Origin of the sequence: Thermogemmatispora sp., from assembly GCF_042408735.1 — a bacterium.
Lineage (GTDB): Bacteria > Chloroflexota > Ktedonobacteria > Ktedonobacterales > Ktedonobacteraceae > Thermogemmatispora.
The window spans coordinates 1-23117 of sequence record NZ_JBHOQV010000020.1; the positions used below are offsets into that span (position 1 = coordinate 1).

Sequence of the window (23117 nt, forward strand, 5' to 3'; positions counted from 1 at the left end):
CTGGCGATGGCCGTGACAGCAGGAAGTAGCAAGGCCCTGGTGCGGGCGGACTGACGATGCTAGCAGTAGAACATTATTCTTATTTATCATATTATCCTGTCTTTCGTCAAGTTTGAAAAATAGCTAAAGCTGCCTCTAGGCCGGCTCTGAAAGACCCTCCCCAGGCCCACAAAACGCCGCTCCCTCCCCACTCGTGCCTGCCCTGCTGGTGAGAGATATAGTTGATAGCTAACCCCTGTAATTATATAGCAGAAGCTACAGCCACAATCAATACACTCCGGCAGCTCGACCTGGGCCGGGCGAGCCTCGTTGGCTGAGCACTTCCCTCCATCTGCAGGACGTCCGCGATGATCACAGAGGGTAGACCCGGCCGGAAGGCCTGGCAGGCCGGACCGCGGCCTTGCTGCTCGCCGGGGGACAGGAGGGAGAGCGGCGATCTGGGTACTGCGGCAGAAGGGTCAGCGGTGGGCCTGACGCGCGCGGGGTGGTGGCGGGGCAAGGAGGCGGCTGCCCGAGCAGCCAGCCGGGGGGGAAGATGGGCGCTCAAACGTGCTGGAACCGGAGCCATCAGGAGAGAGGGATCGGCGAAGCCGCCTCTTTGCTGTCGTGAGCGGCAACGCCGACGCTGTGCGCCTGCCTGCACCTCACCGATCCCCTTGGGCATTCCTCAAACGAAGGCGTGCCTGTCGGCCCCTTGTGGGTGGCTCGGCCTGCCTCGCCCGGCCTTTGCCGGGGCAAGCACTGGCTTCACAGCGGCAAGTACGGACCTGTGATGCGCTCAAAGCGCGGGCGGTAGCGCGTCGGGTGGTAATCGTCGGGATCGACGCGCCGTGGCGGCTTATCCTTGCCTGGCAAATCGGTATAGATCATCTTGCCCTCACGATAGCCGACCATAGCGCCATGGATGCCCTGTTCCACCAGGCTCATGGCCATGTTGGCGAAATAGATAGCCATGTGGCGGTCGTAGACATCCGGCTCCCCGCTGCGCAGAATGTAGGTCAGATCGATCGGCAAGAAGCGGACGCCGGGCAGACGCTCGCTTAGCTGGCCGGCCAAAAACTCGGCCACATTGGCCTTCTTGCGATGGCCGTAGGCATCCGCCGGGCCTACCTCCGGCACTGGCATGCCGAGATTCGCCCCTTCCGAGAGCACCACGATCGAATAGTGATTCGGGTTGGTGCGTCGGTCGCTGGCGACCAGCTCGGCCAGGTGATCGATATTGGCCGGCACCTCGGGGATCAGCAGGCGGTCGGCCCAGGTCACGATGGCCGTTTCGAGGGCAGTGAAGCCCGCGTCGCGCCCGAAGAGGCGGAAGAGGGCCGTCTCGCTGTGGGAGCCAAGAGTTGAGCGCAGGCGCCCGATAAACTCGCTCGCCCGATTGATCGCTGTCTGGAAGCCGATGCAGTAATCAGTGCCAGGAACGTCGTTGTCCATCGTCTTCGGGATTCCCCAGACCGGAACTCCCTTTGCCCCAAGCACAGCCCCGTAGCTCAGCGTGTCATCGCCGCCGATGACAATCAGGCCATCCAGGCCCAGAAACTCGATGTTTGCCAGAACCTCATCGGTCAGATCCAGATACTCCTGGGCGTTACGCCCCTCGCCGCGCTGCTTGAGGTGCTCGGGCAGCTCGCTCACGCGCACGCGCGCGGGGTTGGTGCGCGTCGAGAGCAGGATGGTCCCGCCCTGGCGATCGATCGTGCGCGTATTCAGGCGATTGAGCGGCATCAGGTAGTGATCGTCCCAGGTCCGCGGGTCGTCGGCCTGGAAGATCTGCTCCTCGCGCGGGCGCTGGCGATTGAGGAAGGTGATCCCCCTCCAGCCATAGCGCAGGCCCATGACGCTGATGCCCAGCGTCTCGGCCCGGTAGACCAATGCTTTGATGGCGGCGTTCAGCCCCGGTACATCGCCCCCGCCGGTCAGGACGCCGAGCGTGCGGACGGGGCTTTTGATCTGTCCTGGCATGATTTCCTGTCCCTCCTGAGTTCCTAGGGATGCTAGGGATGTTTGCCAGTTGCAGTATCTCATAAACTACGGTTCTGGTAAATAGGTGACTGACCATTGTGATCAAAGATGAATGGGGAGGGAGCGCCCGCCTCGGTCGGCTTCTGGCCTGGCTGTCCAGCCAGCTCGCCTTGACAGGGCTGGACTCCAGATTGTATGGTGATAACGGCCATTTCGGTCACCGGTGCCTTCTCGCGACACCACCGTTTTTGCATACACAGCAGCGATGATCCCTGCCTTCAGGCATGGGAAGTAGTCACCCATCGACTAGAGGAGTATCTACCATCCTATGACTCAGCAAGAATCTGCCACGCCCATTAAGGTGAACTTCCATTTTGATCCGCTTTGTCCCCTGGCCTGGCGTACGGCCCTTTGGATGCGCGAGGTGCGCCAGGTTCGTCCGGTAGCGGTGACCTGGCGTTTCTTCAGCCTGGAAGTGGTGAATCGCAAGGAGGGGGCACAGCCGAACTACGAAGATCACGGCTGGGCTGGCCTGCGTACGCTAGCGCTGGTGCGGCGTCGCGAGGGTAATGAGGGAGTGGAGCGCTATTATCTGGCTCTGGGGGCGGCCCAACATGGGCGCCGTGAGAGCATCGCCGAGGCGGCTGGCGTGCGGGCTGCCCTGCAGCAGGCTGGCTTGAATGCTGGCCTGGTAGATGAGGCGCTGGCTGATGAGTCGACGGTCCGCGAGGTCCTGGCTGACCACCAGGAGGCCGTTGAGCGCTACCGAGCCTTCGGGGTTCCAACGATCGCTCTGGAAGGCTCACAGGTGGGCTTCTATGGCCCAGTGATTATTGAGGTGCCCCGTGGGGCCGAGGCCGGCGAGTATTGGGACCATTTCTATTGGGCCCTGCGCCAGCCGAATCTCTATGAGCTGAAGCGCGAACGCACCGGCGTCAGGCTAGAGCCGATCGCTGAGTAGCTCGCTTCTTGCAACTGAGCGAGGGCGCTACGACAGGTTCAGGAGGAACGCTCCGCCTGGCGGGCGGTTCCCGCTCCGGCTGGCAGGCTCCTCCCTGACCTGCGCCGCCCTCGCGGTCTTCTCCTTATTGGCGACTGTCGGCTCCCCTGCCACTGAGGCTTCTCCTGGCCCCTTCCCCCGCCTTTGGCCCTCTTCGCTCGCCAGGAAAAGGTATAATATGGTACTATTCTGCTAATCATCTTATCTTACTAGTAAAAGCGGACGCCAGGCACTACAATGAAACACGAACGATCTTGCTAACTGCACGGAGAGCTTGCTTGTGATTTCGCCACCGTTGGCTTTCTTCAGGAGAGGATGGTCGCCGCTCCGCTTGCGCCTGACCTGGCGCCTGGCGGGCATGGTCCTGCTGGCCCTGCTGGGCCTCTTTCTGGTGGGGGCCCGCCTGATCATTTTCCTGATCTCCCTGCCGACCTCTGTCAACGCGGCGCCTCTGGTCATTCCGTCGCTGCGCGAATGGCATGGGGGCCTGGGTACCTTCATGCTTGGCCCCGGCGCCCGTATTGTGCTCGACCCTGCTTCAGCCCCTCGCCTGCGGGCGACAGCCCTGGTCTTTCAGCAGGACCTGCAGGCCGTGGCTAACCTGCGTCTGCCCGTTGTTATACAGGAAACGCCCGGCAGTGGTGATCTCCTACTTACATTGAAGAATGATGATCCAGGGATCGGCAACGAGGGCTACCTCCTGCTGATTGCCGACAGTCTGACGATCAGCGCTCATACGGAGGCGGGGGTTTTCTATGGCACGCGCACGGTTCTCCAGATGCTTGTGCAGGACCCCTTCAGGAGCCACCTGGCGCGGGGTATGGCGCGTGACTATCCGCGCTACGCGGTGCGTGGCTTCATGCTGGACGTAGGCCGGCGCTACTTTGGGCCTGGTCGGCTGGAGGACTACGTGCGCCTTCTCTCCTGGTTTAAGATGAACGAATTCCAGCTCCACCTGAATGACAACGCGCCCGGAGCTGGGGAACGTTCTGACTGGCGGCGCCAGTACGCCGCCTTCCGTCTGGAGAGCGCCCGCTTTCGCGGGCTGGCCGCGCGCGATGGGGCCTATAGTCGGGCAGACATCGCCTCCCTGGAGGCTCTGGCCCAGACGCACGCCGTCACCATTATTCCCGAGATCGATACCCCAGCTCACGATCTGGCCCTGACCCAATATCGCCCGGATCTGGCCAGCCCGAAGGGTTCCAAGGAATTTCTCGATCTCGCCGATCCGGCCACTGTGCCTTTTGTTGAAGACCTCTGGAACGAATTCCTCCCCTGGTTTTCCAGCAGCCAGGTCCATATAGGGGCAGACGAATACGCCCTCAACGACGCCGATCGCTATCGCGCCTTCGTCAATCGCCTGGCGGCCTTCCTCAGTGGCAAGGGCAAGACGGTCCGCATGTGGGGCAGCCTCTCGCTGATGAAGAGCCGCATCCCTGTCGCCCGCACCATTGTGCTCGACATCTGGAACAACCGCTGGGCCAACCCGGTGCAGATGGCGCGAGAGGGTTTTAAGATCATCAATATGAACGACAACCTCCTCTACATTGTGCCGCGCGCCGGCTACTATCATGACTACCTGGACACCAGGACCCTCTACACGCGCTGGCAGCCGTTCATCTTTGACCTGGCTCATCCTCAGCTCAACCTGGCTCCGAACGATCCCCATCTGCTTGGGGCCATGTTCGCCCTCTGGAATGACAAGCTCAACGTGGTTAGCGATGCCCAGATCGATGACCGCCTTGAGCCGGCGGTGCGCGTGCTGAGTCAGAAGCTCTGGAGCGGCGTGACGCCGCTCTCCTATGGCCAGTTCGAGCAACTGGCTCTCCAGCTCAGCGCTGTGCCGGGGGCCCATTTGCCGGAGCTGCCCCAGTCCTTTGAGATTACTCCCCATGGGCAGAGCCAGGGGCCCCAGGCCCTCACCGTGCCCACCGTGCCGGCCCTGGCCCTGGTCGCTCGCGGGAGGTGCCGACTCTGAAGGCGGCCGCTTACTCGATTCTGCTAACGCTGCCGCCATTGGAATGTGGGCAGGTCGACGCCGTGTTTTCTTCTTTAGAAGAAGAGGCAACGAGGCACTCTGCTGATGAGGCCAGGGCAGTGCCCTTCCCGCAAGAGCGAGGGCAGCTTGCTCTGGCGCTATGCGAACCGTTGAGATGGTCAGAGAGAACGACGATGGGGCGTCCAGCCGGCCATCGTCGTTTTGTTACTCTCGAGGGAGTAAGGGGAAAGCGACCATGCTGAGGAGAACTAATCGTCCTCTCCCGTTGGGGCCGACTGCTGCCCGGGCAGGAGGCGCCCGGCGTGATGACCATAGAGAGCAAGCTTCTCTTCCCCACGTAGTCATCGTCGGGGGAGGCTTTGGCGGACTGCAGGCGGCGCGGGCTTTGGGGAAGGCCCCCGTGAGGGTCACCGTCGTAGATCGCACCAATCACCATCTCTTTCAGCCCTTGCTATATCAGGTGGCCACGGCGGCTCTCTCCCCTGCCGACATCAGCGCTCCCATTCGTCATGTGCTCCGGCGCAACAAAAACACGCGCGTGCTACTGGCCGAGGTAACTGGGATTGATGTGGAAAACAAGCGTGTGCTCCTGGATGAGCGTGGGGAGCGCAGCCTGACCTACGACTACCTGATCATTGCCACTGGGGCGGGTCAGAACTACTTTGGTCACCCTGAGTGGGCCCAGTATGCCCCTGGTCTGAAAACGCTCGAGGACGCCACGCGCCTGCGGCGACAGATCCTGCTGGCCTTTGAGGCCGCCGAGATGGAGAGCGATCCTGATCGGCAGCGCGCCTTACTGACCTTTGTCCTGGTCGGAGCTGGCCCTACGGGTGTTGAGATGGCGGGAGCAATTGCCGAGCTGGCCCATAAGGCTCTTGCCTCCGACTTTCGCCACATCAATCCTCACTCGGCGCGCATCATCCTGGTTGAAGCGGCCCCACGCATCCTGCTCTCCTTCCCTCCCGAGCTGGCCGAAAAGGCCCGTCGGGCGCTCAACCGCTTGGGAGTCGAAGTGCGCACCTCCGCGCCCGTGGAGGCCGTTGATGAGAACGGCGTCGTGATTGCGGGAGAATATCTGCCGGCCAAAACGATCATCTGGACCGCCGGTGTCGCGGCCTCGCCGGCGGGTCGCTGGCTCAAGGCCGAGATGGATCGTGCCGGACGGGTCAAGGTCAATCCCGATCTCAGCCTACCCGGCCATCCCGAGATTTTCGTCATCGGCGATACGGCCCATGTCGAAGAGAATGGGCAGCTTTTGCCTGGCCTGGCGCCAGTTGCCATGCAAGAGGGACGCTACGTAGCGCGCGCCATCCTGCAGCGCCTGGCCGGACAAGAGCCACCTCCGTTCCATTATGTCAATAAAGGCAATCTTGCCACCGTAGGACGGGCCTGGGGCCTGCTGCAGATCGGCAAATTGCGCCTGACAGGCTTCCTGGCCTGGGTATTGTGGTTAACCGTTCACATCTTCTACTTAATCGGCTTCCGCAACCGTGTCCTGGTGCTCTTCCAATGGGCCTGGGCCTACCTGACCTTCCAGCGCGGCGCCCGCCTGATCCTCTATCCTGAGCGAGCTGGTAGCCGTGAGGCGGTCCCTCTGGCGGCTCTCGACTGAGAGAGAGGGCGAGCCGCTCAGAGCGCAGCGATTCAGCCTTCGCCATTGTCGGGGATGAGGGAGAAAGGAGGCTTGGTCTCCCGGCCGGTCAGACGGCTGACGTGCCTGACGTGCCTGCCCCTTCTCCCCTCGCCTACCTGCTCCCCCTGCGGCAGGCGTCTTGTTTGCAGAGGCACCCACCGGCTCGCGGGGGGAGCTGAAACTCGCAGGGCCGCTGGCGCGTATCCTCTCTGGAGACCAATTACTGACTGGAACGACGAATATCTGAGCTTGAGGATTAGGAAAGGAAAGGTTGGGCATATGACGACGCGCACGCATGGCACCAGTAAGACCGCTTTCGAGGGTCAGCCGCGCCTGAAGCAGCGCATGTACGAGATTCAGACGCCCCAACAGGTGCGTCAGCTTCCCATCGAGCTCTCCGAGGAGGCACGCAAGCAGAGCATTGAGATGCTCAACCAGGTACTGGCCGACTCGATCACGCTCTACCACCTCTACAAGAAACATCACTGGCAGGTGGCCGGCCCCACCTTCTATCAGCTCCATCTGCTCTTCGATAAGCACGCCGAAGAGATTCTGCAGACCGTCGATCTTATCGGGGAGCGCATCCAGATGCTGGGCGGCGTAGCTCTGGGCATGCCCTTTGATGTGGTCGAGCGCACCAGGATTGAGCGCCCGCCCGCCGGAGCCGAGAGCCTTCCCTCGATGCTGGCCCGCTTGCTGGAGGCCCATCGGACGGTCATCAAGGATCTGCGCCAGGGTATCGAGCTGACAGAGCAGTCGAAAGACTATGGCACTAACGATATGTTGATGTCCGATATCCTGCGCATGCATGAGATGCATGTTTGGTTTATCTCCCAGCATCTGGTTGATACGCCGCTTGTCGGTGAGGACGGCATGGCCTAGCTCTTAAAGCCGCGGAAGCGGAGCCGCTATCGCAGGGCGCTTCGCCTGAGAATAGAGATCGCCAGCGTCAGGCTCGAAGAAGGACTTCGGGGCTGGCGCTGGCTTTTTTTGGGGATGACCAGCCTGCGAGAGCAGCATGGAGGAGAACAGCCCCCTCTTCCCCGTCGAGGAGCTTTGTGCTATAGTATAACACTGCGTTATAACCCAATGCTCAGGCATGCAAAGGCGTTGCCTGTACTTGTGCAGGATTGTGGTATGTTTTACGATCAGGTCAAGATCTTTGTCAAAGCTGGGGATGGAGGGAGCGGAGCGATCCATTTTCGCCGCGAGAAGTATGTGCCGCGTGGCGGGCCGGACGGAGGGGATGGTGGGCGGGGAGGAAGCGTCTATCTCAGAGCCAGTGAGGCGGTCAATACCTTAATTGAATATCGTTATCATCAGCATTTCAAGGCTGGCAACGGGCAGCCTGGCAGGCGGCAGCGCATGCACGGAGCCAGCGGTCAAGATATCGAGCTGATCGTTCCCTGTGGCACCGTCGTCAGGGATGCTGAGACCGGGGCGCTGCTGGCCGACCTGGTGGAGGATGGGCAGCGGGTCATGGTGGCGCGTGGCGGACGTGGGGGTCTGGGCAACGTCCATTTTGCTACTCCAACCAATCAGGCGCCGCGTGAGGCCCAGAACGGGGAGCCGGGAGAGGAACGCTGGCTTCTGCTGGAGCTGCGCCTGATCGCCGATGTTGGACTGGTCGGCTACCCCAATGCGGGCAAGTCGACCCTGCTCTCGGTCGTGACGGCAGCTCGCCCCAAGATTGCCGATTATCCCTTTACCACCCTGACGCCGAACCTGGGGGTTGTGCAGTTGGGCCAGGCTGGCAGCGCTGACCTGCTGAGCTTTGTGCTGGCCGACATTCCCGGGCTGATCGAGGGGGCCGCCCAGGGGGCGGGCCTGGGCCTTGAGTTCTTGCGCCACATTCAGCGCACGCGCCTGCTGATCCATCTGCTTGATGGCGCGGCTGAAAACGATCCCTGGGAGAACTTCCTGGCCATTAACCGTGAGCTGGAGAGCTACGATCGCCGGCTCGCGCGTCGCCCGCAGATCGTAGTGCTCAACAAGATGGACCTGCCCCAGGCGAGGGAGCGCTGGCCGGCCCTCAAGCGGCGGCTCGAGGAGGCTGGCTATCCCGCCTTTGCGATCTCGGCGGCAGCTCATCAGGGCACAAGCGAGCTGATGCAGGTCGTAGCCCGGCGCCTGGAAGAGATCAAGCGCGAGGAGCAAGAGCGGCAGTCCCTGGCCGCTGACCTGGCCGCGCCCGCTCCCGTCCTGCGCCCGGTTCCGGAAGATGCCTTTACCGTTAGTAAAGAGGACGGTATCTTTGTCGTGCGCGGGAAGCGGGTTGAGCGCGTGGTCAGCATGACGAAGCTCGATAGCAAAGAAAGCATGGATCGCCTGCAGGTGACCTTGGAGAAGATGGGGGTGACGCGCGCGCTCGAGGAAGCGGGCGTCCAGGTGGGCGACGTGGTGCGTTTCGGCAAGATCGAGCTGCTCTGGGGCGAGTAGGTGGGCCATTGCCTCCCAGTCCACCAGGGATTGCGCCCTCCTATGGCGGGGGGAAAGGCGGGGCTGGCCTCACTGGCCGCTCGTCCGCTCCCCTCATTGTTGACGAGAGAGGCCGGGTCGACGGAGAGGCCAGGCCGTCCCTGGCTTATCCCCAATGGGGGGCTGGCCAAGAGCGGAGGGGGGGCAGGAGGCAGGTATGGCTCCGGTCGCCTTCGCCTTGGCCTGGCTCTGGCTGCACCTTTGGCGGGGTCCCTCTGGTGAAACCGATTTCGCTCCTAATGCGCGGCTTTCTGTGCTATACTTTAGGATTGAAGCAGAGAACTTTTACAATGGCTGAAGTCCTTCCACTCAAAAGCCTGTGTGGCAGAGCGCGCTGCCATTATGGATAATGGAAGAGAAGAGTGACCGCACAGATGGGTGAGACACTAAATATACTCTTTCGCCTCCGGGCCGAGGGCGGCTTCGCCGTGGAGGTCCGGGATAGCTGGTCCGGGAAGAGTGTCAGCGGCGACTTCGTTCCCCCATTTACTCCGCGTTCCCTTACCACGCTGCTCAAGCGACTGGATCGTCAGGAGATCGATGGACAGGGTCAACGTGCGATTGGCGAGCGGCTTTTTGCGGCTCTCTGTGGAAAGCAGCCTGGTGCTATCGCACGGGCCGGCCTGCGCCTCAATGGGCTGCTCGAGCAGGGCGACTCTGTAGGCGGCCTGCTGCATACTGTGATTCAGCGTGCTCTGCGCCGCCGAGGCACGGTGGCCCTCACGCTCAGCTTTACCCCAGGCTGCGACGAGTTTATTCCTTATCCCTGGGAGCTGCTGCACAACGGTGACTATTTCCTGGTCGCTACGGGCGTCTTTACGCTGACCCGCATTCTGCTGCGACCCGATGAGCAGAGGGGCTGTGATCTGCCCATCCATCCCCCTCTGCGCGTCCTCTATATCGGGGCCGCGCCTGAAGACTGTGATCCCCTGGAGACCGAGCGCAGCTACGATGCCTTGTGCCGTGGCCTGGCGCGCCTCATCGAGAGCGGTCAGCTCATTCTCGACCGTCTGGAGCCGCCCACCTTCGGCGAGCTGGTACGTTATTTGAACGCCTATGGAGGTGCCGGTATTCTGGACGACAGCGAGGTGCAGATCCCCTGCTACGTCGTCCATTTCGATGGCCACGGCGACTACGGGCGCGTTTGTCCGCGTGAGGAGTGTGGTACTTTCAACGAGCCTGATGAGCGGCGCTGTCTGGCCTGTGGCGCCTCCCTGACCCGCATCAGGGCCCAGACCTACCTCTGTTTCTGTGATGAGCGTGGCAGGCGTTGCTATATCGATACGCACTCCCTGCGCGAATTGCTCGTTACCAGCGATGTGCGCCTGGTAGTCCTGGCGGCCTGTGAGACGGCCCGCCTGGAGCGCGAGCGTTCCCGTCAGCGCCAACTAGCTCTTGACAGCTCGCTGGCCACGGCCTTGGTGACGGCTCAGATCCCTGCGGTTGTAGCCATGCCCTTCTCGCTGCAAGACAACCTCAGTCCCGTCTTTATCTACCATTTCTACGAGGCGCTGGCCGGCGGGCGGACCCTGGAGGAAGCACTCTCGCGGGCCCGTCATGCCCTGCTCTCGCCGCACCACAGCGGCTGGTTCATCCCCGTGCTCTATCGGCATGCCAGCCCGGGCGGCGAGGAACCCGCCCCTCTGCTGGCTCAGGAGGAAGAGACTGAAGAACACGAGCTGGCCCTGACCAGCTTCCCCGTTCCAACCTGCTTCGTGGGGCGCGAACGCGAGGTGAGCGAGCTGACCCAGCTTATTACGGCAGCTCTGCGCAGTGAAGAGGAGCTTCCAGGGCTACAAAGGCAGCAGCCGCGCTCGAATCTGCGCCAGATCGTGCTAACTGGTCCGGTCGGGATTGGCAAGAGCGCCCTGGCCTTCGAGGTGGCGCGGCGCAATCGCGATAAGTTTCCGGGCAATGGCGGGGTGATAGGGATCTCGCTACAGGGGGGGAAGACCTTCGCGGAGGCTGTAGTCGAGATGGCCCAGGCCTTCCCCGGTCTGGCCAATCGCCTGGCACGGATCCCCGACCTGCGTCAGCGGGCCCGCTATCTGCTTCATGCTCTCCATACCCGCACCGATCGCGAACTTCCCTGCTTACTGCTCATCGATGGCTTTGAGGAAGTCAGCGATCCAGGTGAGTCCAGGCTCTGGCTGCGCTTCCTCGGGGAGCTTCCTGAGCGGGTCGTGGTTCTCTTGACCTCGCGTTCCCACCCTGCCACGCTCGGCCTGCAGGAGGGTGCCGCCTGGCGCTGGTACGAGTATCCCGTCGGCAAGATGACCGATCAGGACCTGCTCCGCCTCTTCAGCGAGCTGGCAGCTCAGAGCGGCCTGGACAAGCGTATTCATCTTGATGAACCGGTCCAGCAGGAGATTCTGCGCGAAATCTGTACGCTGCTGGATGGCTATCCGCTGGGGGCCGAGTTAATCTTTGGCGCGGCTCGCTCCATCGGCGGTAGGGTGTTCACCCCCGAGGCGGCGACGCGCTCGCTGGAAGAGATCCGCGACGAGCTGCGCGAGACGCCGCTGGCCGGCATCTGGGCCGCTCTGGAGGTAGCCTATCTGCGCCTCTCGCCTCCGGCCCGTTTGCTCCTCTCTTATCTCTCGGCTTTCCGTCTCCCCTTCAGCACGCACCAGATCGTGATGCTGGTGGCTCCTCGTGCTTCCGAGCGCTCCCTCCTCAATAGCTCGCCGCTGGACGGGACCGCAGCCGGCCCCGCGCTGCAAGACCGAGAGCGAGCCAGCGCAGAGGCCCAGGGAAGCGGCAGCACCGCCTCTCAGGAGCTGGTCACCAACTGGCGGGCGGCCCGCGACGAGCTGGTACGCGCTTCATTTATGGGTTTCGACGGCCACGTCTATACAATTCATCCCCAGGTACGCAACTTTGCCCTCTCCTATCTGCCGGCCGAAGAGCGTCGCCGCGTGCATCGGGTGGTTGCCGCTTATTATCTGGGGCTGCCCCGTCTCAGTCCCGAGGAATGGTTTGCGGCCTTTGAGCACCTGGTGGGGGCTGAAGAGCTGGAGGAGGCGGTCCGCACTGCCGTGCGGGCCTCGTGGGCCTTGTCTGGACGCGGCTATGCCTCCCAACTGCTGGCTATCCTGCGCCGTGCTGGCTCCTATGCCGTGCGCCTGGAAGATAAAGCAGGAGAAGGCCAGATTCAGTGCTGCCTGGGAGCCATTCTACGTCAGCTTGGGAACTATGCCGAGGCCGTGGCCTGCCTGAAACGCAGCCTACAGCTGTATCAAGAGCAGAATGATCAAGAAGGGGCCGCCTGGTCCTTCTATGAATTAGCCTTGCTGGCCTGTGACGAGGGCAACCTGAGTCAGGCTCACGACTATGTCGCTCAGGCCCTGGCAAGCTTTGAGCAAAGGGGCGATCGCAAGGGATGGGCCTGGGCCTCCCTGGTCCAGAGCCAGGTTCTCTACCGTGCGGGCCGCTATCGAGAGGCCCTTGCCTCCTGTTGCACGGCGCTGACAGAGCTGCAAGCCACCAGCGACCAGGAAGGTGAGGCCTGGGCCTTGCTGCTGAGCAGCCGGATCTGGCAGGTGCTGGCCAACTATGGCGAGTCTCAGGCCGCCTGCCAGGAGGCCCAGCGCCTCTTCTCTTCTCTGGGACTGCGGACGGGGAGCGCCTGGACCTTAGCTCAACAGGCTCTGCTCTCCTTAGAGCAGGCCCGTCTCGATGAGGCCGAGCAGGCCAGCGGGCTGGCGCTGGAGATCTTCCAGGAGCAAAGCATGCTCCCTGGCGAGGGCCTGGCTCTCCGTCTGAGAGGGGAAGTGCGTCGCCTGCTTGGAGATTGGGGAGCCGCGCGCAGCTTCTACGAGAAGGCCCGGACCATCTTTGCCAGCCTGGGCAACCGCGTTAATCAGGCCCAGGTGCTGATTGCTCTTGGCTCCCTGGCTCTGGCCGAAGGGGCGCTCCACGAAGCCGGCGAATATTTCGAGCAGGCCCTCTCGCTGGCCAACGAGCAGGAGGCGCGCCCACTCACGTCGCAGGCGCTGCGTGGCCTGGGCGATACGGCCCGCCTCTTAAGAGCGTTCGACGAGGCCCGCCTGCACTACGAGCGAGCGCTGGCCCTGGCGACTGAGCTGGGCGCTCCCCTGGAACTCAGCGCCGTTCACGAAGGGCTGGGAGAGCTGGCCTGGGTCCAGGGGCAGCGCGCTCTGGCTCAGAAACATTGGGCCCAGGCCCTGTTCCTGGATCAGCGCATCGAACATCCGGCCCGACGCGCCCTCCAACAGCGGCTTGAGGGTCTCCTCTCCCAGGGGGCCGGGCGCGGGGAGTCGCTGCTGCCCACAACGCCGCTCGCGTTGGCCGAGGAGCCGAGCGATCAAGCCTCGGAAGTCTCCTGAATAGCCTGAGCGTCGGAGCCGAACTGGCTGGCGGCTCGCCCGGCAGTCGCTCCTCGCTGGCTCCGGCCCGCCTGGACCTGGCTAAAGATGCTGCTGCGACGGGCGGCCAGAACGTGCGCCACGGTGGAGCAAACGCTGCAGCCAGCTCAAAGGAGAGGAAGAGCGGGCCGGCACCTGCCCAGCCTGGCCCAGCGGTGGAGGGACGGTTGCTTCTTCCCCTGTCGTGGCTGCCAGGCGACGCGCGCCCAGCGCGCTGTGGCCATTATGAGAAGCTTCCAGACGACTCTCGCGCGAGAGCGACTCTGGCGACAGCCGCTCCTCTCCCGAAGCGGACTGGCGCTCGGCTGTCTCCTCAAGGGCCTTCGTGCGTGGCGAAGGCCAGGACTCCTGGACGGCCTCCGTCTCTGTACCGCTGACTGGCTCATGCGGATTGGGCACGTCCGCCGGACCAAGATTCCCCGTAATCAACGGTGGCTCCTGATGCCTCAACAGATCCTCGCGCTTAATTGGCTGGGTCTCCTGCTTCTCCAGGGCCAGACGGCTGTCCAGCTCCTCTAGCAGGCGAGCGATAGCCGGACGCAAAGCGCGGTTGTTGGCGGGAATCCTGGTCCATTGGGCCAGAGCCGCCGGGTAGTAGCCGGCGCGGTAGCAATAGAGACCGAGCATGGCGCGGGCATCGAAGATAGTCATCCGCTGCCAGAGGGCCAACTCCTCAGCCGGCGTCTCGATCACGTCCTCACTGGCCTCGATCACCTCCACCAGGTGATAGAGTGGAATGCCCATGATGCGGTAGGGGAAGCCGTAGTAGAGGGCCAGGCGTCGGCGACGCGAGCGCTCGGGGGGATGCTTCCCCACGAAGTAGCGCCGCGTCCACGAGCCACTCGACCAGACGATCCAGGCCAGGAGCAAGACCAGAATACGGCCCAGATAGCGCTGCCATGTCTCAGGAGCCAGACCGACCATCACTCCGAGCACCGCGAAACAGGCACCCAAAGCCCAGGCCCCATAGACCAGACGGCGCCGGTCCCAGCCCAGCAAATCGAAATGGTGGTGCAGAGGCGTGGCCAGGAACGGTCGAGGGAACTCCGTATGAGGAATAAACTCGCGTGTGCTCGCGAAACGCAGCATCTGGAGCTGGCGGCGATAAAAGCGTGTAATCAGGCGCGCGGAGAGGGCTGAGAGGCCCTCGAGCACGAAAGCGGCTCCCACCAGGAAGAGCAGCGTCTCCTGGCGGTCGAAGATCGCGATCATGGCCAGCAAGCCGCCCAGGGCCAAAGCCCCGCTATCGCCCATATAGATCTGTGCCAGACGTTTAGCGCTGCTGCGCCGACCGCGCGCCGCCCAGGCCGATGGCCAGTTCCAGGGAAGATAGCCAAGAGTACTGCCGGCACAGAGCAGAGAGAGCACCTCGACCACCTGGCCTTCGGGGCGGTCGATAATGCCGGTTGTCACGATGCCGAAAGCCAGAGCGGCGCTGAAGACCAGGCCACCGGCCAACCCATCCAGCCCATCGCTGAAATCCACGGCCAGCGAGGTCACGCTACCTGTCATGCCCGTCATCAGGACCAGGAAAACCAGCCAGGCATAGTAGGCCAGTTCGCCCGGGTGCAGGGGGCAGGCGCTCATCTCGGGACTGGCGTTCGGGCAGATTAGATGCCCAATGATGGGTAGCCCAATATAGGGACTGTAAGACTCAGGGCCTTTCGGGGTCAGGAAAAAATAGCAGGCTCCCGCAGCTACCGAGAGAACGAAGAGGCTGCTGAACTTGGCGCGCTCCGACAGCCCCTCATTACTGTAGACCTTGTGCCAGTCATCCACCAGGCCGATGAGCATAAAACCGAAAGTAGCTCCCAGGCCGATCAGCAGCAGCGTCCACTGCTCGCGCGTGTGGAAGAGCAGATAGCCGGCGGCCAGACCAGTAATCATCATGGCCAACGTAAAGGATGGCCCCCCGACCAGCGGCAGCTCGATCGTCTTAATCTCACGTCCGCTGGCGGGCAAATCGGAGCGCAGATCGGAACGATGGTGGCCAGGTTTATGCTCGCCGCTGCGGAACTTCGGGAAGAGCAGCCTGGCGATACCGCAGAAAATCAGGCTAAGCAGTGCCGAGACCACAAACGTCAGAATCAGAATGACCGGCACCAGATAGGCATTAGGAATGGCTGGTAGTCCCATACGCTTTTACTCCCCCGGGGCGAAAAGAGGCCCGGACACCATGCTGGCTAGCCCTGGCTCGAGCAAGCGCCTGCTGATCTCTCTCTCTCCACCCGCACACTTTTTCGGCAGTCAGTGGCGCGATCTGGCTGTTTAAGAGAAGCGGAAAGCCAAAAGCATAAAGTAACAGTATCAGGCGGGCTATAGCATTAGTAGCAAGCACAAACGCACTCCACATACAAAAGGTGCGATCAGACAATTAGAGAGTTGCCTGGTTGCCGGCGTAGCCGAGCCGCTGCAGCTCCTCGAGGGCCACCTGCCGCTCGTTCCAGGGCAACTTCTCGCGCCCGACGATAATGCTCTGCTCGTGTCCCTTGCCGGCCAGCAGGACCGTATCGCCGGGGCGAGCGGCGGCCAGGGCCGTCGCGATAGCCGTACGGCGGTCGGCGATGCATAGAAAGTCCTGGCCCTCGCGCTTGCCGGCGGCTTTCGCTCCTTCTGCAATCTCGTGCAAGATTTTCAGACGATCTTCTTCCCGTGGATCTTCATCAGTAATAACGAAGAAATCCGTCATTTGGGCGGCCACCGTTCCCATAGCCGGGCGTTTTTGCAGGTCGCGCTCGCCGGCGGAGCCGAAGACCAGCAGCAAGCGGCCCGGAGTGAGAGGGCGCAGGGTTGCCAGCACCTTCTGCAAGCTATCGGGTGTATGGGCGTAGTCCACGATCACGGTGAAGGGCTGGCCGGCGAGCACATGCTCCATCCGACCGCTCACGCTGCGGGCGCGGGCCAGGCCCTGAGCGATCTGAGAGGGACTCAATCCCAGATGGTAGGCCACAGCGATCGCTGCCAGGCAATTGCTCACATTAAAGCGGCCCGCCAGGCGTGTCATCATCGGCACAGGCTGGACCTCATCGGGAAAGAGGACGGAGAAGCGCGTACCATCGGCGCCCAGCTCCAATTGGGTAGCCTGGATGGAGGCGGGCCTCTCGATAGCGTAGTCCAGCACCGGTGCGCGGCAGAACGGCGACAGAAAAGCGAAGCTACTGTCGTCGCGGTTCAGGACGGCTGCTGCGCGGGTCGGCAGAGCCTTGTGGCGATCGGGGTCCAGCATCTCGAAGAGCCGGGCCTTGGCCCGGCGATAGTTTTCCAGAGTTCCGTGGAAATCCAGATGCTCAGACGTAATATTCGTCACCACGCCCACATCGAACTCGCAGCCGCGCACACGAGCCAACTCCAGGCCGTGAGAGGTAGCCTCGATCACCGCGTAGCTCACCCCGGCATCGAGCATACGTCGGAGCAGAGCCTGAATCTCCAGGGCTTCCAGCGTACTCTGGCGCGTCGTATTCTCCCACTCCTCTCCCCTGATTTTAAAATTAGCCGTCGTCATCAGCCCGGTGGGCAGGCCGGCGCTCTCCAGAATGGTACAGATGAGATTGCAGGTCGTAGTCTTCCCGTCGGTCCCGGTGACGCCGATTGTCCAGAGCTGGCGGGCCGGATAATCGTAGAAAGCGGCGGCCAGGTCGGCCAGGGCGCTGCGCACCTCTGCGACCTCGATATAGGGCAGAGGGAGAGGGGAAGAAGCGAATCCCTCCAGCGATTCACCCAGGGCGGCCACCGCGCCGCGGGCGGCGGCCTCCGCCAGGAAGCGGCGGCCATCGGTATGCGTGCCAGGTACTGCGATAAAGAGCGTGCCTGGCTCGACGCGCCGCGAATCGTAGGCGAGCTGGGAGACCTCGAGCTGTCCCACAGCAGCCACCTCACTGAGCGTTCCGCCGGGATAGAAAGCCCGCGGCGGGGAAGGCAAAGCGGCCAACAGCGTATTCAGAATCATCTTACTCCAGAGATAAACAGACTCCGTGTGTGCTCTTACCTGATTGAAGGCTCTTCTAGTAATAGATGGTACGGGTGCGGTGATAAGGTCGCATGTCTGGTAGGCGCTGGCTGAGTAGCCAGAGCTGCTGATCGATCTCGATCGCCATCAGAGGGAGACCGCGAGCGGCCAGCGCCTGGCGCAGCAGCTCACAGGCCCAGACCGTAGCCGCGCGAATTTCGACTTCCTCCTCGCTACCAGCGGGAAGCGGCTCTTGCCGATCGATGCGGTCAGCCAGGGCGGGATGGTACTCGAGGACGCCGAAATGGCGCAGGACCTGGGGCAGCTTGTAGTCGGCGAAGATCGTCAACTGGTCAAGGTCGTGAAAAGCGCCCCAGCCCTGGCCGCCGAAGAGGGCGTGAAGGTCGGCGACGCAGATCTGGGCGCGCTTGAAGAAGCGCACCTCGCGCTGCCGGTAGCGGGCCACATCGCGGAAGGAGGGGAAAGCCTCGACAAGCAGCTGCACCAGACGCACCGCGCTGCCGGCAGCCTGAGCGACGGCCTGGGAGAACTGCCCGTCGAAGCGCTCCAAAAGCACGCGCCCGACTTCGTGCACGTGAGTCAGGCGCTCCTCGAAAAGCGGGATCTGCTGCTCCTGCTCGCTGCGGAAGATCTGGGCCAGCTCCTCACGGCTCATAGCGCATAGGTAAGCGGCATCCCAGATGGGGCGACCCTCTTCCACCGCCCGCGTCAGGGCGGCAGCCTCCGCCCAATAGCCGCTGAGGTGCTCCCCCTGGTAAGTGATGCCCCAGCGCGGCTCTCCTTTCTCCGGCCAGAAGCAGAAATTGAGCGCGTCAAGCAGGAGAATCCAGTTGACGCTGCGCTCGCTGCCATCAAAGAAGTGGTAGCGGTCGTAGCCGGCTGGCGATCCCGAGCTGCTGGCCGCTCTTGGGCTGCTCAGCTCGGTCCAGCGCTCGCTCAGGGCCTGAATGCGCTCACTATTGATCCAGACCTGCTCACCTTCCTCAACCACTGGGCGGGTACTGCTGAGCACCCCCAGCGGATCCACCCCTGGCGGCGGAGGCAGCTCCTCGTGTTCCGCACTTTGGTTCCAGTTGTCCATCTTCTTCTTGGGCCTGTCTTGGGCCTTCGCTCAAGCGTCAGATTCTGGCGTCCGATCCCTCCCCGATTCTAGCGGTAAGGACCCCATTCGTCAATCGCGCTGGGACCTTATGCCGTCGCCGCCTCCCTGCTCCCCCTCCTCGCTCATTGTATAGATGCATCTAAATATATATATTATATGCTCTTGCATTTCTTTTAAATATGTGGTATGCTCTCACGCAGAGCATGCAAAGGCGTGCTCTCAAGGGAAATCTCTCTAAACTGAAGAGAGGGAAGGAGTGTACTGTGGAAGAACAGCAGCTATGTAAGCTCGTCCATCGCCTCTACACCGATGAAGAATTTCGTCGGGCGTGTTTCAGCGATTTGGAGGGTGTTGCTGCCTCCGAGCAGGTAGAGCCGCTGGTGTTGAATGTGCTTAAGAAGCTGGTTCCGCATCTGGCTCTTGGCACCTCGCTGGGGCCGCCGATGTGGTGGTGGCATCCCTGATGAGTGAGCGAGCAGGGAAGGAGAGCTGTGGAGGGAGGGGAGCGAGGCGGAGCAGGAGCGAGGTGAGTCAGGTAGCATGAGCGAGGACAGGCGGGCTGAAGCTGAGACCGGAGAAGAGGCTTTTACTGAGGGGCTGGCCTTCCTGTGCGGGTGGCTGGAGCGGCTGCTGGCGGCGGTGCCGGCGCCGTTGCGCGAGGATGTCGCCCTGGCTCTGCGCCAGGAAGGCAAGCTCCTCGCCTGGCGGGAGGCGGTCTTGGCCCGATCGGCGGGGGAGAGGGAGCCGTGGGCGGGAAGGTGGCCCTTGCTCACCTTTTCGATCGCGCGCGCGCTGGACCCTGCCGGGTCGGCGGACTACGCCGCTGGGGCGGCTTTGGCCGTCGAATGTTTGGTCTGTGCCATCGATATCTTCGACGATCTGGCCGATGATGACCAGACGCTGCTGCTGCAGGCCGTGGGGGCGGCCCGAGCCATTAACGTGGCTGCCGCCCTGCAGGCTCTGGCTCAGCAGGCTATTCTGATGGTAGAGGCGGAGGCCAGGCCGCCCGCTGCCGGCCCGCTCATCCTCCTGGCGGAGCTGCAAGCGGCCAGTTTGAGCTGTCTGGCCGGCCAGCAGAGCGACCTGCTGGCCGAGGCCCTGCCGCTCAGCGCCTACCGGCGCGAGGAGTGTCTGGCCCTGGCCGCGGCCAAGGCCGGCTCGCTCATGCGCCTGGCCTGTCGTCTCGGCGCCCTGGTGGCCGGAGCTTCTCCCTCCCTCTGCGAGCTGTTCGCGCGCCTGGGAGAGCTGTTGGGAGTTGCGGGCCAGCTCGATAATGATTGTCACGATCTGCACGCCGCGCTGGCTCGCCCCCCAGCTCTCGCCCGGCCAAAGTCCGATCTCCGCCGCGGCAAAAAGACGCTCCCGCTGGTACTCGCTGCCTCCTCGGGTGGCTGCTCACCCGACGAGCTGCTGGCCTTGCAGCAGGGCGCCCCTGTGAGTAGCGCTCTCTCCGCCTGCCTTGCCGAGGCTATCACCGCCGCCTGGAGCATCTGCCTGCTCTACCGTGAGCGTGCTCGCCTCTGTCTGCAGGCTATTGAGGCATGCTGGCCTCTTCCGCCCGCTCTACATCGGCTGCTCGGGTTATGATTGAAAGGATCTCAGCTATTCAAGAGGGAGTCTATGACGAGGACAACACGCTCGTTTCCGAGAGTCGGGCGTCTGGTGGCGATCCTGCTCCTGGCCCTGGCCTATGTCTCCCTCCTGGGGGGTGACGCCTGGGTCTTTTTCTCGCGTACTGTCTATCTCCCCTATGCGTTGCTGCAGTTCGGTGGCTCGGCCCTGGCGGCCCTCCTCTTCTGGGCGGTCGGGGCCCTGGTCTGGCTCTACGCCTATCGCCGTGGGGTGGCCCTGCTCCTGCTCTGCTTCTGTGCCTGCATGATGGTCACCTTCCTGGTGCAGACCGGGGCCGCCGCCGGCGACATGCTGCTCTCGGTCATTGGCGGCGTGAGCAGCGCTCTCTCGCTGCTCCTCTTTACGACTCTGCTCCTCCTCTTCCCTCAGAATACCCTGGCTCCCCCGGTCTCTCTAAACACCTCGGCTCTGGCTTGCAGTTCATTTGGACACCTGTTGCGTCTGCTCCTGCTCTCTTTGCTGGCTCCGGCCTATCTCGGGCTGGTGGTCCTCTTGAGCCTGCTCGTCACCTGTCATCTGGCCTTCTACGATTGGGGCACCAGCCCGCGCCTGGCCTGGCTCAATTTTGTCGACTATACTTACTACCTTTTGACTCTGACAGGGATACTGACCTCGATCGCCAATCTCTACCGGCGCACAGCGACGCTGCGCGAGCAGCAGCAGCGTCGCCTCTTTATGGGGGCCGTCATTCTGGCCTTTGCGCCTTTTCTGCTCCTGAATGTCTTGCCGTGGTGGTTGCATATCCCGCTGCGCGTCGATCCTCGCTTTAGCACGCTCCCGCTGGCCCTTCTGCCGCCGCTGCTGGGTTACTCGATCTTGCGCTACCAGATCCTGGTATTGGACCGCTATATCCGGCGCGTCGTGGCCTGGGTCGTGGGCCTGGTCTGTCTGGGAATGCTGGCCTACTCGGTGGCGGTTCTCTGCCTGATCCTGCCTATGCCAGATCTGCCGGCCCGAACCCTGCTGACGGTAGCGCTCATGGCCGTGCTGGCTCCCGTGACCTGGTGGCTGGCCCATCTGCTGACGGAGCGCCTCTTCTTCAGCGAGCTATGTCATTATCGGCGCCTGTTGGAGACCCCGCACCCTTTGGAGAGCGAGGGGGCCACCCTCGATGAGGTCGCCCAGTTGCTGAGCGCGGCGGCGGTGAATGTTTTTGAGACGCGCGAGGTCTGTCTTTTCGTGCTCGACGATGAGAGTGGCTACTATCGCCTCTGCCCGTCGCTCTCCTACGCGGAGCCGGGCGAGGAGGCCCGCCTGCGTTTGCTGCGCTGGCTCTTGCCGATGGAGCCGGAGGAGGTGCTGGCCGGTGAGCGCTGGCTAACCCTGAGTCCTCCTCTGGTTGAGCGCCTGACTCAGGCGCGCTTCCCTCTGCGGCTCAGCGAGCTGCGACACTCTTTTGCGCGCAGTCCCGTTGGTCTGGCGCGCTATCTCCAGGTCGCGGTCGCTCATCAGGAACTGGACCCCTTGCTGGTTCCTGTGCGCGCTCAGGGGCGTCTGATCGGCGTCCTGGTCCTGGGGGAACGTGGGGATCATCAGCCTTATGCTGGCCCCGACTTCGAGGCCATCGAGCTGATGCTGGCCCGCTTTACACCGCTGCTGGAGACTGCCCGCCTCTCGGCGCGAGCCAGTCGCCATGCGGCGATGCTCAATGCGCTCTATAGCGTCAATGCTCTGCCGGTGAGCGCCATCGAGACGATTGAGGATGTGGCAGTCAACTACGCGGAGGTGGCTGCGCGCGCTGGCTCGGCAGGGGCAGAGGTCTGGCTCTACGATGAGCAGGAGGACTGTCTGCGGCGCGTGGCTTATCTGCCGGGTGGGCCGCCGCTCTCGCCCGCCCAGCAGCTTAGCTCGCTGCAGGAAGAGGACTGGCGCCCCTGGTTCTACGAGGGCGGCGATCTGGGGCCAGGACTGACCCGCGACCACGCTCTCTCTCCTCATATTCCTCCCTGCTTACCTGAAACTCCCGCTTTCCCCTTCGCCTGGCTCCCGCTGAGACGCGCTCATCGCCGCCTTGGGGTTCTGGTGCTGACCTACGCGCGCGCTCATGTCTTCTCCTGTGAAGAGAAGCATATGCTCGAGATGTTCTCTTCTCAGTGCGCTACCATGCTGGAGAATGCCAAAATCACTTTGGAGCTGCGCGCTGCCTATGAACAGCAGAAAGAACTCGATCGCCTCAAAGATCAGTTCATTATGACCGCCTCTCACGAGCTACGGACCCCGCTGACGGCGGTGCTCGGCTATATCGAGTTGTTAAAAGAGTATCACACGCACCTGTCTCCTGAGATGCGAGACGACTTTATTGCTCGCGCGCATCGGAGCTGCGACGAGCTGGTCCTCCTGGTAAGCAACATTATGGATGCCAGTCGGGTGCATATGGATGCGGAGCGCCTGAAGCTGGAGGCCGTCGAGCTGCGCAGGTCGGTTGAGCATGTCGTTGAGATTCTCGATGCGCTGAGCAAGCGCGAGCGGCATGCCCTGCGCATCTATGTGCCGGTGGGCGTCTATGTGCTGGCCGATGAGCTGCGCCTGCGCCAGATCCTGCTCAATCTCCTCAGCAACGCCCTCAAGTATTCCCCTCCTGGTACAGATGTCGAGATCCTTTGTCTGGTCGAGGAGCGCTGGGTCACTGTCTCGGTGCGCGACTATGGTCTGGGGGTGCCGCGTGAGGCCCAGAAGCATCTCTTTGAGCGCTTTGTCCGTCTTGACCGCGATATGAACAGTCCGGTGCGAGGGGCTGGTCTTGGACTCTACATCAGCGAGCAGCTTGTCCGGGCCATGGGGGGGAGGATTTGGGTAGAGAGCAGCGGGGTGCCGGGAGAGGGCAGCACCTTTTCTTTCACCCTCCAGCATGTCACGACGCCAACCCCCAGACGGGAGGCGCCGCGCAGCGTGCGTCGTGAGCTGGCCCGCTGAGCGGAAGGGAGTCTGCTGAAAAGGACTGGCCGAAGGTGGCTCG

Annotated in this window: 13 protein-coding genes; 9 read left to right on the forward strand and 4 right to left on the reverse strand. The window is 62.8% G+C overall.

The window, feature by feature from the left end:
- Window positions 1-747 precede the first annotated feature (747 nt).
- The gene (locus tag ACFMO7_RS01650; protein WP_376793800.1) at window positions 748-1962 is read right to left on the reverse strand and encodes a 6-phosphofructokinase; all 1215 of its coding nucleotides are present in this window, start codon (window positions 1960-1962) and stop codon (window positions 748-750) included.
- A gap of 328 nt (window positions 1963-2290) precedes the next feature.
- On the opposite strand from ACFMO7_RS01650, the gene ACFMO7_RS01655 reads away from it, so the two are divergent.
- The 6 genes from ACFMO7_RS01655 (at window position 2291) to ACFMO7_RS01680 (ending at window position 13421) form a co-directional block, all read left to right on the forward strand.
- Window positions 2291-2923 (forward strand): DsbA family protein, encoded by a 633-nt coding sequence (locus ACFMO7_RS01655; RefSeq protein ID WP_376793801.1) that lies wholly within the window; start codon window positions 2291-2293, stop codon window positions 2921-2923.
- A gap of 319 nt (window positions 2924-3242) precedes the next feature.
- Entirely contained in the window at window positions 3243-4940 is a 1698-nt protein-coding gene (locus tag ACFMO7_RS01660) for a family 20 glycosylhydrolase (protein ID WP_376793802.1), read from the forward strand.
- 256 nt (window positions 4941-5196) lie between these two features.
- Complete coding sequence (locus tag ACFMO7_RS01665) at window positions 5197-6573, forward strand: NAD(P)/FAD-dependent oxidoreductase (protein ID WP_376793803.1); 1377 nt, start codon at window positions 5197-5199, stop codon at window positions 6571-6573.
- A gap of 300 nt (window positions 6574-6873) precedes the next feature.
- Window positions 6874-7476 carry a Dps family protein gene (locus ACFMO7_RS01670; RefSeq protein WP_376793804.1) on the forward strand — a complete coding sequence of 201 codons (603 nt, stop codon included), beginning with the start codon at window positions 6874-6876 and terminating at the stop codon, window positions 7474-7476.
- Window positions 7477-7731: 255 nt separating this feature from the next.
- Window positions 7732-9033 carry a GTPase ObgE gene (gene obgE / locus ACFMO7_RS01675; protein ID WP_376793805.1) on the forward strand — a complete coding sequence of 434 codons (1302 nt, stop codon included), beginning with the start codon at window positions 7732-7734 and terminating at the stop codon, window positions 9031-9033.
- Window positions 9034-9446: 413 nt separating this feature from the next.
- Window positions 9447-13421, forward strand: a complete 3975-nt coding sequence (locus ACFMO7_RS01680) for a tetratricopeptide repeat protein (RefSeq protein WP_376793806.1) — start codon at window positions 9447-9449, stop codon at window positions 13419-13421.
- 81 nt (window positions 13422-13502) lie between these two features.
- On the opposite strand, the gene ACFMO7_RS01685 is transcribed toward ACFMO7_RS01680, so the two are convergent.
- The 3 genes from ACFMO7_RS01685 to ACFMO7_RS01695 all read right to left on the reverse strand — a co-directional run bounded on the left by ACFMO7_RS01685 (window position 13503) and on the right by ACFMO7_RS01695 (window position 18508).
- Window positions 13503-15596 carry a hypothetical protein gene (locus ACFMO7_RS01685; protein WP_376793807.1) on the reverse strand — a complete coding sequence of 698 codons (2094 nt, stop codon included), beginning with the start codon at window positions 15594-15596 and terminating at the stop codon, window positions 13503-13505.
- A 238-nt stretch (window positions 15597-15834) separates the two neighbouring features.
- Window positions 15835-17406, reverse strand: a complete 1572-nt coding sequence (locus tag ACFMO7_RS01690; RefSeq protein WP_376793808.1) for a UDP-N-acetylmuramoyl-L-alanyl-D-glutamate--2,6-diaminopimelate ligase — start codon at window positions 17404-17406, stop codon at window positions 15835-15837.
- 55 nt (window positions 17407-17461) lie between these two features.
- Window positions 17462-18508 (reverse strand): queuosine salvage family protein, encoded by a 1047-nt coding sequence (locus ACFMO7_RS01695; protein WP_376793809.1) that lies wholly within the window; start codon window positions 18506-18508, stop codon window positions 17462-17464.
- 284 nt (window positions 18509-18792) lie between these two features.
- Here ACFMO7_RS01695 and ACFMO7_RS01700 point away from each other — a divergent pair, with 284 nt between their 5' ends.
- From ACFMO7_RS01700 to ACFMO7_RS01710, 3 genes are all read left to right on the forward strand, one after another.
- Window positions 18793-18993, forward strand: coding sequence for a hypothetical protein (locus tag ACFMO7_RS01700; RefSeq protein ID WP_376793810.1), 201 nt, complete (start codon window positions 18793-18795; stop codon window positions 18991-18993).
- 76 nt (window positions 18994-19069) lie between these two features.
- Window positions 19070-20116, forward strand: coding sequence for a polyprenyl synthetase family protein (locus ACFMO7_RS01705; protein ID WP_376793811.1), 1047 nt, complete (start codon window positions 19070-19072; stop codon window positions 20114-20116).
- Between the two features lie 33 nt (window positions 20117-20149).
- On the forward strand, window positions 20150-23074 hold the full coding sequence (locus ACFMO7_RS01710) for an ATP-binding protein (RefSeq protein WP_376793812.1): 2925 nt from the start codon (window positions 20150-20152) through the stop codon (window positions 23072-23074).
- Window positions 23075-23117 lie beyond the last annotated feature (43 nt).

Bases quoted from the DNA above. Each gene is read 5' to 3' on its own strand.
- ACFMO7_RS01665 (WP_376793803.1), top strand. From the start codon at position 5,197: ATGCTGAGGAGAACTAATCGTCCTCTCCCGTTGGGGCCGACTGCTGCC.
- ACFMO7_RS01655 (WP_376793801.1), top strand. From the start codon at position 2,291: ATGACTCAGCAAGAATCTGCCACGCCCATTAAGGTGAACTTCCATTTT.
- ACFMO7_RS01705 (WP_376793811.1), top strand. From the start codon at position 19,070: ATGAGCGAGGACAGGCGGGCTGAAGCTGAGACCGGAGAAGAGGCTTTT.
- ACFMO7_RS01695 (WP_376793809.1), bottom strand. From the start codon at position 18,508: ATGGACAACTGGAACCAAAGTGCGGAACACGAGGAGCTGCCTCCGCCG.
- ACFMO7_RS01710 (WP_376793812.1), top strand. From the start codon at position 20,150: ATGACGAGGACAACACGCTCGTTTCCGAGAGTCGGGCGTCTGGTGGCG.
- ACFMO7_RS01690 (WP_376793808.1), bottom strand. From the start codon at position 17,406: ATGATTCTGAATACGCTGTTGGCCGCTTTGCCTTCCCCGCCGCGGGCT.
- ACFMO7_RS01685 (WP_376793807.1), bottom strand. From the start codon at position 15,596: ATGGGACTACCAGCCATTCCTAATGCCTATCTGGTGCCGGTCATTCTG.
- obgE (WP_376793805.1), top strand. From the start codon at position 7,732: ATGTTTTACGATCAGGTCAAGATCTTTGTCAAAGCTGGGGATGGAGGG.
- ACFMO7_RS01650 (WP_376793800.1), bottom strand. From the start codon at position 1,962: ATGCCAGGACAGATCAAAAGCCCCGTCCGCACGCTCGGCGTCCTGACC.
- ACFMO7_RS01670 (WP_376793804.1), top strand. From the start codon at position 6,874: ATGACGACGCGCACGCATGGCACCAGTAAGACCGCTTTCGAGGGTCAG.
- ACFMO7_RS01680 (WP_376793806.1), top strand. From the start codon at position 9,447: ATGGGTGAGACACTAAATATACTCTTTCGCCTCCGGGCCGAGGGCGGC.